General features: G+C 50.1%; 4 protein-coding genes. 3 read left to right on the top strand and 1 reads right to left on the bottom strand.

Features of this window, described 5'->3' with window-relative positions:
• Positions 1 to 353: 353 nt before the first annotated feature.
• Positions 354 to 1,859: an IS21 family transposase gene (gene istA / locus NQD60_RS02870; protein WP_257100984.1), complete on the top strand. Its 1,506-nt coding sequence runs from the start codon at positions 354 to 356 to the stop codon at positions 1,857 to 1,859.
• Positions 1,849 to 2,595 (top strand): IS21-like element helper ATPase IstB, encoded by a 747-nt coding sequence (istB, locus tag NQD60_RS02865; protein WP_257100983.1) that lies wholly within the window; start codon positions 1,849 to 1,851, stop codon positions 2,593 to 2,595. The genes istA and istB overlap by 11 nt, the downstream gene beginning before the upstream one ends.
• Here istB and NQD60_RS02860 read toward each other — a convergent pair.
• A complete protein-coding gene (locus tag NQD60_RS02860; protein WP_257100982.1) occupies positions 2,558 to 8,299 on the bottom strand; it encodes a pentapeptide repeat-containing protein in 5,742 nt (1,913 codons plus the stop codon). The two genes, istB and NQD60_RS02860, sit on opposite strands and share 38 nt — an antisense overlap.
• A 508-nt stretch (positions 8,300 to 8,807) precedes the next feature.
• Here NQD60_RS02860 and mltB point away from each other — a divergent pair.
• Positions 8,808 to 9,947: a lytic murein transglycosylase B gene (gene mltB, locus NQD60_RS02855; protein ID WP_257100981.1), complete on the top strand. Its 1,140-nt coding sequence runs from the start codon at positions 8,808 to 8,810 to the stop codon at positions 9,945 to 9,947.
• The last annotated feature ends 14 nt before the right edge of the window (positions 9,948 to 9,961 follow it).

The following is a 9,961-nucleotide window of genomic DNA, read 5'->3' as shown; positions in this document are numbered from 1 at the left end:
ATCCTTTGCTACACTCAATGACAGGTCCGGTAGGTGCTGATCGCACAGTATAGAATCGGACCAACCCAACTCGAAGCCCCCAACTATACCAATCCAAAGTATTTCAAATTTCTTCTTAAATTGTCTAGATAATTTAATTGAGAATTAACAAATTTTAATTATTCTCAAAAGAGAAAATTATGAGCATGATTGCATTTTCTACTGACGGGAAATTTATTGCCTCTTGTAGTAATACTGGTGAAGTACAACTGTTAAACAGCGTGCAAAACTTTCCAGTTTAGGAGGGGAAACAGCGTCCAAAAGTTTCCAGCCTATTTATGCAATGATCCGGCGAATTTGCCGGGGTAACTGGAGTGTTTTACATGGATATGATTTACGAGATAAGACGTCGATACAAAGTACAAAAGCAGAGCATCAGCGCGATAGCGCGAGAGATGGGTCTATCGCGCCCGACAGTGCGCAAACATGTGGAGACGGTAGAGGAGCCCAAATATGAGCGAGCACAGCCGATGCGCCCCCAATTGGGGGCTTATGAAGGGAAACTAGAGCAATGGTTAGAAAAAGAAGCAAAGTTTCCCCGTAGCCGTCGTCGTACCGCCCGTAGATTGTTTGAAGGGTTACAGGAAGTGGGGTACCAGGGTGCTTATGACAGCGTGCAACGCTTTGTTAAGGATTGGAAACTGAAGGCTCAAGGGCCACGAGTCACACAGGTTTTTGTGCCGCTCGTATTTGAGCCTGCTGACGCTTGCCAATTTGATTGGAGCCATGAGCATGTCGAATTAGGGGGCGTTGGGCAAACGATCAAGGTGGCCCATTTTCGGCTCGCATATAGCCGTCAGCTATTTGTTGTAGCTTATCTGCGTGAAACCCAAGAGATGGTATTCGATGCACATAGGCGGGCTTTTGCTTTTCTAGGTGGTGTGCCCAACCGAATCATCTACGATAATCTCAAGACGGTGGTGGACACCATCTTAGTCGGTAAGGAGCGTCAATTTAATCGGCGTTTCCTGACTCTAGCCAATCATTACTTATTCGAGCCGGTCGCCTGTACGCCAGCAGCAGGCTGGGAGAAAGGGCAAATTGAGAATCAGGTGGGCAACGTACGAGAATGGCTATTCACGCCGCTTGTGCGCTTTGCTAATCTGGTCGAACTCAATGACTGGCTGGCTATACGCTGCCGAGAACTCGCTCAACGCAAACACCCCTGTCATAGTGGACGCACTATCAACGAATGTTTCCAAGAAGAACAACGCTTGTTACGCCCGATCGTCGCCCCGTTTGACGGTTACGTTGAACGGATGATGCGAGTCTCAAATACCAGCTTGGTGTGCGTGGATAGAAATCGTTATAGCGTGCCGGCCCGCTTTGCGGGACAAGCCGTGTCCGTACGTATGAGCGCCAACCAAATCCAGGTAGTGGCCCAGGCTCAGGTCGTTGCGACTCACCAGCGAGTCTTTGGGCGTGACCAACTCATCTGCGATCCTTGGCATTATCTGCCTGTGCTAGAGAAGAAACCCGGTGCCTTACGCAATGGTGCGCCTTTTGTTGAGTGGGATTTACCGCTTCCCATTCAAGCGGTACGGAAATGCCTTCTGAAGCGCCCTCAGGGGGATCGTGCCTTTGTAGAACTGCTCCTGTTGGCTGAGAAAGTTGGCCTGGATGCCTTAACCGTGGCGTGTGAATGTGCTTTGGAAGCGGGTACAGTGACGGCCCCCGTAATTATGAACGAAATGCGCAGACTGACCGACCCAAGCCCGCCCACTCCGCTTGAATGGCCCGATGGTATCGCCTTGACGCTAGAACCCCTAGCAGATTGCCAGCGCTATGACCACCTGCTCGGAGAAACCCATGCCCACTGACATCCACGCCACTCTCACGGCATTGCAACTGCATGGCATGGCCACCGCCTGGAGCGAATTACAAGCCGAAAAGCCAAAGCTCGTTAACCGCCCTGAAATTTGGATAGAACGCCTGATCGCCGCTGAGCAGACGGATCGAGCATTACGCCGTTTACGCTATCAGCTTAAAGCCGCGCGCTTTCCTATCCATCGAGATTTACTCAGTTTCAATTGGCAAGAAACGCCTCTGTCACAAGCCGTCATCGAGCAACTCGCCAGTGCCGACTTCACCGATACCGCACATAACTTGATTCTCGTGGGCGGGTGTGGAACCGGCAAAACTCATCTTGCCACTGCTCTGGGCGTGGCCACCATTCATGCCGGAAAACGTGTCCGTTTCTTCAATGGCGTCGAATTGGTCAACGCTCTCGAACACGAAAAGCAATTCGGTAAAACAGGCAACCTAGCCAAACGCCTTACACAGATTGACGCCCTCATCATTGACGAACTTGGCTATTTGCCTTTCCCTGCCTCCAGTGGCGCACTGCTATTCCAACTCATCGGACAGCTTTATGAGAAAACCTCTTTAATTATCACTACCAATCTCTCATTTAGCGAATGGGTACAGGTCTTCGGCGACCCAAAAATGACCACCGCTTTGTTGGACCGGATTACCCATCATTGCCACATCCTTGAAACTGGCAATCAATCTTACCGTTTCAAACATCGAAATATCCCCTCTCATTTAGTGCCTTAACTGGAAACTTTTCGGCGCTGTTTACTGGCAAATTTTGGGCGCTGTTTGACAGCTGCAGGGGGGCATCCAACGTTTTAGGTTTTGCCAGCTGCTTGAATTTAGCTGCCGCGGATAACACGCCGCTTAGTTGCCTAGCTGTCTGGTGGAAGCGTAAAGCTGGCTCACCCATTGCCCCGCGCTGCTTTAAGAGTTGCTTTTTTATCCCACTTAAGCCGTGTGCACCTTCGATGGATGTATCCGTCACGGTAAGCACGTGATGTGTCGAACTCCAGCACAAAATCACCTTATCTTTTTCCGCCTCTTTTTTTATCTCCCACCGGCGGACCGAGTGATCGGCACCGCCGGTCACTAAATACGTCCCATTGATACTCGCATTCCAAGCGACACTCATGACTGGCCCGGTAAAACATTTAACCTCCCCCTGACACTGGCCCGTTTTTACGTCCCACAGCCGCACGGTATGGTCATCGCTGCCAGAGGCGATCAAATCTCCTTGCGGTGAATAGGCTACGCTTCTAACACAATTAGTATGTCCTTTTAAGATGTGGAGCACAGCGCCGGTTTCTACGTCCCACAGCCGCACGGTCTGGTCATTACTGCCAGAAGCGATTTGATTGCCTTGCGGTGAATAGGCCACGCCCCTAAGCCAACTCGTATGTTGGTGTAAGACGTGGCGCACAGTGCCCGTAGTTACGTCCCACAGCCGTACGGTCCGGTCATCACTGCCAGAGACGATCAAATCCCCTTGCGGTGAATAGGCTAGACTCATAACTCTATCCGTATGGCCGCTTAAGGTAGCGCGCAAAGTACCTGTTTTTACGTCCCACAGCCGCACGGTGCAGTCGTGACTTCCAGAGGCGAGTTGATCCCCTTGCGGTGAATACGCTACGCTCCTAACTCTATCCGTATGTTCGCTTAAGATGCGAGGCAAAGAATCCGTTTCTACGTCCCACAGCCGCACGGTATTATCCCAGCTGCCAGAGGCGATCTGTCCGCCTTGCGGTGCAAACGCTACGCTATTTACCCACTTAGCATGTCCACGTAAGGTGTGGCGTAAAGCGCCCGTTTCCCTATCCCACAGTCGCACGGTCTCGTCATCACTGCCAGAGGCGATCAGATCCCCTTGGGATGCATACGCCACACTGTTAACCCAATCAGTATGGCCGTTTGAGATGGAGCGCCAAACGGCCGTTTCTATATCCCACAACCGGACTGTTTCATCTGCACTACCAGAAGCGATTAATCCCCCTTGCGGTGTATAGGCTACGATCGTAACGTTACCACTATGCCCGCTTAAGATGCGTAGGCAAGTGCCCGTTTCTACGTCCCACAGCCTGACGGTATTGTCCCAACTCCCTGAGGCGAGTTGATCTCCTCGCGGCGAATACGCTACACTATTAACGACAAGGGCATGGCCCTCGACGCTTAAGGTGCGAAGCCAAGTGCCGCCCTCTACATTCCACAGCATCACTGTACTGTCAGCACTCGCAGAGGCGAGTTGATCCCCTTTCGGCGAATATGCTACGCTATTGATCCCATGAGTATGTCCGCGTAAGGTGTGGAGCAAAGTGCCGGTTTTCACATCCCACAGCCTGACGGTATCGTCCCAACTCCCTGAGGCGAGCTGCCCACCTTGCGGTGAATACGCTACGCTCAAGACTCTATCATCATGTTTGTCTAAAGTGCGCAGGCAGGTACCCGTTTTCACATCCCACAACCTGACAGTATTGTCCCAACTGCCAGAGGCGAGTTGATCCCCTGACGGTGAATAAGCTACGCTATTCACCTCATCCGTATGGCCGCGTAAGGTGTGGCGCACAGTGCCTGTTGTTACGTCCCACAGCCGCACGGTAGTATCCCGACTGCCAGAGGCGAACTGCCCACCTTGCGATGAATATGCGACACTCCTAACGGCGTCGGCATGGCCGCGTAAGGCGTAGATTTTTGCCTGACTTGCTGTGTCATAAAGATTGATGTTTCCGTTACTCAGACCAATGGCACAAGCATCGCCATCAGGTGAATACGCGTAGGCCAGCACGCCGGCCTCTTCTTGGATAAAAGGCCATTCGCCAAACTGCACGCCGGTCATCTGTGCGCCATTCAAATTCGCTTGGCGCAGCCAGATAGCGCGGAGATTGACCTTTCTTAAATCGGCCCCTTGCAACTGCGCAGAATCGAACTCGCCCTCACTCAGATCCGCCCCGGGAATCTGGATGCCCCGTAAATCCGCGCCATTAAATGGCACACCCGCTCTCACCAAGATCGTGATCGCATTGGCCGCGGCCTTACGCACTGCGTTGCGTAGCGGGTTGTCTGTTCTTTCTATTTTTGAACGTTCAATCACTGCGAGCAACTGTTGCTTGAACAAAGGCTCTTGTTGAACGCGCTCCACTAAAAATTGCAGAACGGACGGCTCACCGACGAAACTCTTCTTCGCCAAAGGCGAATCGAGCACCGGCTGCTCAACGGCTATAGCGGCTTCTTTCGAAGCGGTTTGGCTTTCAAAACTTAAGATGGAACTCACGCTGCCTCGACGGGCCAGAGCTGGCTTAAAGGCAACTTTCTTTGCGTGCTCCTTATTTTGCGGTTCAAACACCGCGCGGGCCACTCCGTATTCCAGTAACGACCGATGGATAAATCGATACTGATTGCCGCTGCGGTTTAACGGCAGGGCTTCACGCAGCAGGTGTTTTTCATCTTCTCGGCTAAAAAAGGCCTCTTTCCACGTTTCTTGATCTCTAAAGTGCGAATACTCGACCACCGGATGCCCCGCTTGATGCTCATAAATAGCGGCCGACAAGTTTTTCAAAAAAACGATGCCGTTCTGCGTAAACCCTTCATCTGCTAAACTTTCAAAGGCTTTTTTTTCTGGACCGGTTAATTCTTTTTTGCTTAATCGTTTTTTACCACGCTCCAGCCATTGCTCCACGAACTGGTCATAGAGCGCAACGCGGCTTAAGCGAACCATAGAAAACTCTTTTCTTAGATCCACCAAGCGAGGGAGCACCTCTAGGGATAGGGTTAAAAGAAAGGGATTTTTCACCAAATCTTGTAAATGGGGGATACCCTTAAGTGCCTGTAGGTAGTCACTCTCCTGCCAGAGCGGTCTAATCACGGACACATATTGCCTGACGTAATCTTTAATTTGCCCCTCGGAAAATGGGGTGATAACCGCTTCCTGAAAAAGCGTCGATTCATCCTGGTGATGGCCGTCCGTCGGCTGAAAGAGATCCCGATAATCGAGGCCAATATATTCGCTACGGCAGCTGATCACCATCTGCGCCTGCCATTCTCCCGGCTGATTTAGCAGGTTATTGGTATACAGATTATGGGTTTGTTGGCTCTCATCATAGCCGTCACAAATCAAGACAAATTTGTGATGCTCCTTTAACTCTCTAATCTGCGGTTCGGTAAAGCCTGCCTTGCGTAATTGTTTGGGGATCAGATCCTGTTCTGGCTTGTCAATCGCAGGTAAGTTAATAAAGAGGGGGATGCTCGGGTCTTCCGCTGTCTCATAGACGTCCCAGAGGGCGGTTTCGAGCGCCCGATTAAAGGTCGATTTACCCGCACCGGAATCGCCTAAGAGCAACATCACCTTTTGATTATTATCCAAAAAGTCGTTGACCTTTTGGGTTAAATCAAACAGTGCTGTATCACGCGCTTTTAGGCTATGCTTAGCTTGTGGGGAGACATACACGCCGCCACTCCGTTCTTTTAAGCGCTGACGTTTGAGCTTGCGCAAGTCAGTCTCGACGTCAGGCTTATTCTGAATGCGGTCTAACAAGGATGGCGAAGCGAGCAGCGGTGGTCCTACATTCAGGGTATAGGGACATCGGCCTTTGCCCTCTTTTATACAGTCTTCATAAAGCTTTTGTTTCTTAGCATCCTCACTCTTTTTCAACGCTTTAAGCAGAGTTTTGGCCGCTACTGCTATCTCAAACGACTTTTCCGAGGCTTTAAGGGAAATTTTGCTCTTTAGCGTACGCTCAGACGAATCGGCTAGGTGCATTAGAATCTTAATAATCCATTGCTTGACGTTGGCGTGGTGCCCCCACGTCGCATCGTCTTTATACAGCGCACCTAAAAAGTCCAACGCGCTTTGCCGTATGCCCCCATCCCACAGCGGATTAGAAGCCAGTTGCGCTAAGCGTTCGCACACCCCCCACTGAAAAGCAGAAGCGCGCCGACAGGGCGCTGCGCACACCAACTCTTTGAAGTCTGCGAGCCGCCCTTTTTGTAGCAACTGATCGGCGACTTGCAAGGCAGGATACCATGCACTTTTACGGTCAAAACTGTATCCTTCTTGCAGGCTTTCAAGAAAACTTTGCCCGCTCTCCTTCAATGACATCACCGTGTCATAGCCTTCCTTGAGGGTTTTAGCGGCGATTACGATCCCGCCTACTCCCTCTTGAATATTCTTTAAACCGTCTATGAAGCCATTCAGGTCAAAGCCTTTGATGGCACTCACTATCCCTGCGGCACCCCCCAATATTTTTCCTCCGATTCGTTGCACCGCGTCCAATAGCGTTTCATCATTGGGCACGTATAGCAAAGCTTGAGCGGCATAGGCGGCTTGGTAGACAAGATATGGGTCATCGCTACTCTTTAACCCTTCTAGATACGCAGAGAGCGGAGCATGGAGGGCTTCGCGTTTTACGCCCGTGACGTGGCTATCGGCCATCGCATCCAATACGTGCGATACCGTGCGCGTTAATTGATAAATAGAGTCCGTAGACTGCCCATGGGTATCTTCTAAACGAGCATCTAAGAGTTTTAATATTTTTGCTAAATCATCTTCCGTTAAATAACCAGGAGTCGTATGTTGAATCAGTTGAGCCAGTCCTTCCAGTAAAGGAGAATCCAACAAGACTGATTGATTTATGCCATCTACACACTGTGCTATGAGCTTTTTAAAGTGCTCCTGCTCGAGAACTGGGGCCAGGTACACCATTTCGGCTACGGTGGTGGCCTCTTGGAGTGAATCCTCAATGAATTCCCGAATCAAATTGGTTGCCAGGCTACGGAGCCTTTTTTGTTCTACTTCATCTTTTGCTAGGGCCTGTGACCAGTCACTTTCTTTTTCATTGAGGGATCTATGTTCTAACGAGACACTGGGTAACAGGCTCAAGCAGTACACAAGTTGGGGGGTGCTGGTGAAGTGGTCATCTGCTTGCGGTAAGTCATAGCGCTCAACCGGTGCAGACACATTCTGCACAAAAATATGGGCAGGAATCTGGGCGATATTGCGGCCCAGACTACCCTTATTATCTGCTGTGGAGGCGTGTTGGGGCGTGACTGAAGCGGGGTGAGAATGGAATCCGCCTTTAATCGACTCAAACGTGCTGCTGGGACGAGATGAAACAGTCGGCCTGGCTTGCTCCTGGACATATCCCCACTTTTCTGCTTTTTTATAGCTGACCTGCGCCTTATCGGGGTGACCTAAGTTTTCTAACACTTTGCCGTGCTCGAAATAAACGGTACCGATTTTAGTCCGCAGGGTTTGATCTGCTAGGGTCTCAGGAGTATGCGCTTTTCTCAAAGCTCTTTTCATCTGAGATAACGAGGCTTCCGCGTCGTCGCATAACACTAAAGCTATTTCGAGGTCCTTGGCCTTGCGGGCATTCTCTAAATAACAGTTAGCAAGGTCTAGTGTTTTCTGTGGTGAGAGCGCGCTCCGTGATGACGAAAAGATATTGCCTAACATATCATGTCCCCCCTGTTATTTTCTATTAAGTGTTTCAACGCAGCGCCCACTTGGGCAAACCTGCCTCGATGTTTCGTCCGCTAGCTTCCGCTAGGGTCAAGTGCGCTAGGAGCATGATTGGCACTAGATGATGATACGCGAGCCTCTTGGTCTGTCGTTCCAGCACGTGCAAGGAGTATATCTATACTTTGCGGGGACTGTCACCTACTCGCTAGAGTTTCAAATGAAGAATGCTTATGGCGTGGCTGGCTTTATTAACGGTCTTCGTATTAACACATGTAGTTACGACTGTTGTCACAGTTTTGCATCTGTAATTTTTGCAAAGAGCGTGAAATAATTATTGCTCGACATGGGCGGCCAGTGGCATTGCGTTGGTGTATTGCTCAGCAGTCTTCAGAGAGGTCGCTTGTCAACATCCTGCTCAGCACGCCTAACAAGAGGCGAGTTATAGCGAAAACAGGACATTCGTGCTATATATTGATCCAAATTCATATTATTTTATTTATTCATGATGACTGCGACGCACATTTTAGCTATTTCTGCTACTCGCCGTATATTTCTCTCCTGCCTGTTGCTGAGCGGGGTCGGAATATTGGCTGTAGGGAGTACGCTCGTAGCAGGTTGCACACCGGCACAGCAAAATTCCGAAAAAGAAAACGTTTCAAAACGCTATCAAAACAATCCAGCTATCGAGACTTTCATCAGTGATCTAGTGATACGCCATCACTTTGAGCCTAGCGCGCTACGCGCGCTTTTCACGCAAGCTAAATACTCAGCCGCGGTTGTTAAACTTGAACAGCCTCCCCTCGCAGCATCGCCTCGCGATTGGCGTACTTATCAGTCACGGTTTCTTAATGCGGAGCGCATTAATGCTGGCGTGCAGTTCTGGCGCACTCATCAAGCAACTTTACAGCGCGCGCAGCAAGAATTTGGTGTGCCACCTGAGATTATTGTTGGGATCATTGGCGTTGAGACTTTTTATGGCCGTAATATGGGCCGTCACCCTGTATTGGATGTCCTGACGACCTTAACTTTTGACTATCCAACGAGGCCAAATCAGTTTAAGCGTGCAGCGCTATTTCGCAAAAATTTAGAAGACTTTCTACTCTGGACCCGTGCTGCGGGTCTTGATCCAACTCGCATTTTAGGCTCCTATAACGGAGCCGTGGGTATTGCGCAATTTATGCCAAGCAGCGTTATACAGTACGCCATTGATTATGATGGTGATCAGAAGGTCGATTTAAGTACGAGCGTTGCTGATGCAATTGGCAGTGTTGCCAATTATCTGCGCCAACACGGCTGGGAAGCTGGCCGGCCGGTGATTTGGGAAATTGCCTCTGATAGCGCTAGCCTAGGCCTAGCACAAGCCGGCGCAGATGGGAAAATTGAACCTCGCCGAACGCTAGGCGAACTTCATAAAGCAGGCCTATTACTCAATGAAACTCTCAACCTAGAGGCTGAGTCGAAGACATTGGTTAATATTATCGATTTACCCACGCCTAAGCAGCCAACCGAATATAAACTGGGCCTACGCAATTTTGCTGTGATCACACACTATAACCGCAGTTTTTTTTATGCGCTAAGCGTCTACCAGCTTGGCCAGAAAGTTAAGCAGCGCGTGCAGAGTGCGGGATCCCCGCTGCTGTAAACTTTATTTTAAAA

Origin of the sequence: Mycoavidus sp. SF9855, from assembly GCF_024582735.1 — a bacterium.
Taxonomy (GTDB): Bacteria; Pseudomonadota; Gammaproteobacteria; order Burkholderiales; family Burkholderiaceae; genus Mycoavidus.
This window is presented reverse-complemented; position numbering and strand designations above follow the sequence as displayed.

Coding starts and splice junctions, on each gene's coding strand:
- istB (WP_257100983.1), top strand. CDS start 1,849: ATGCCCACTGACATCCACGCCACTCTCACGGCATTGCAACTGCATGGC.
- NQD60_RS02860 (WP_257100982.1), bottom strand. CDS start 8,299: ATGTTAGGCAATATCTTTTCGTCATCACGGAGCGCGCTCTCACCACAG.
- mltB (WP_257100981.1), top strand. CDS start 8,808: ATGATGACTGCGACGCACATTTTAGCTATTTCTGCTACTCGCCGTATA.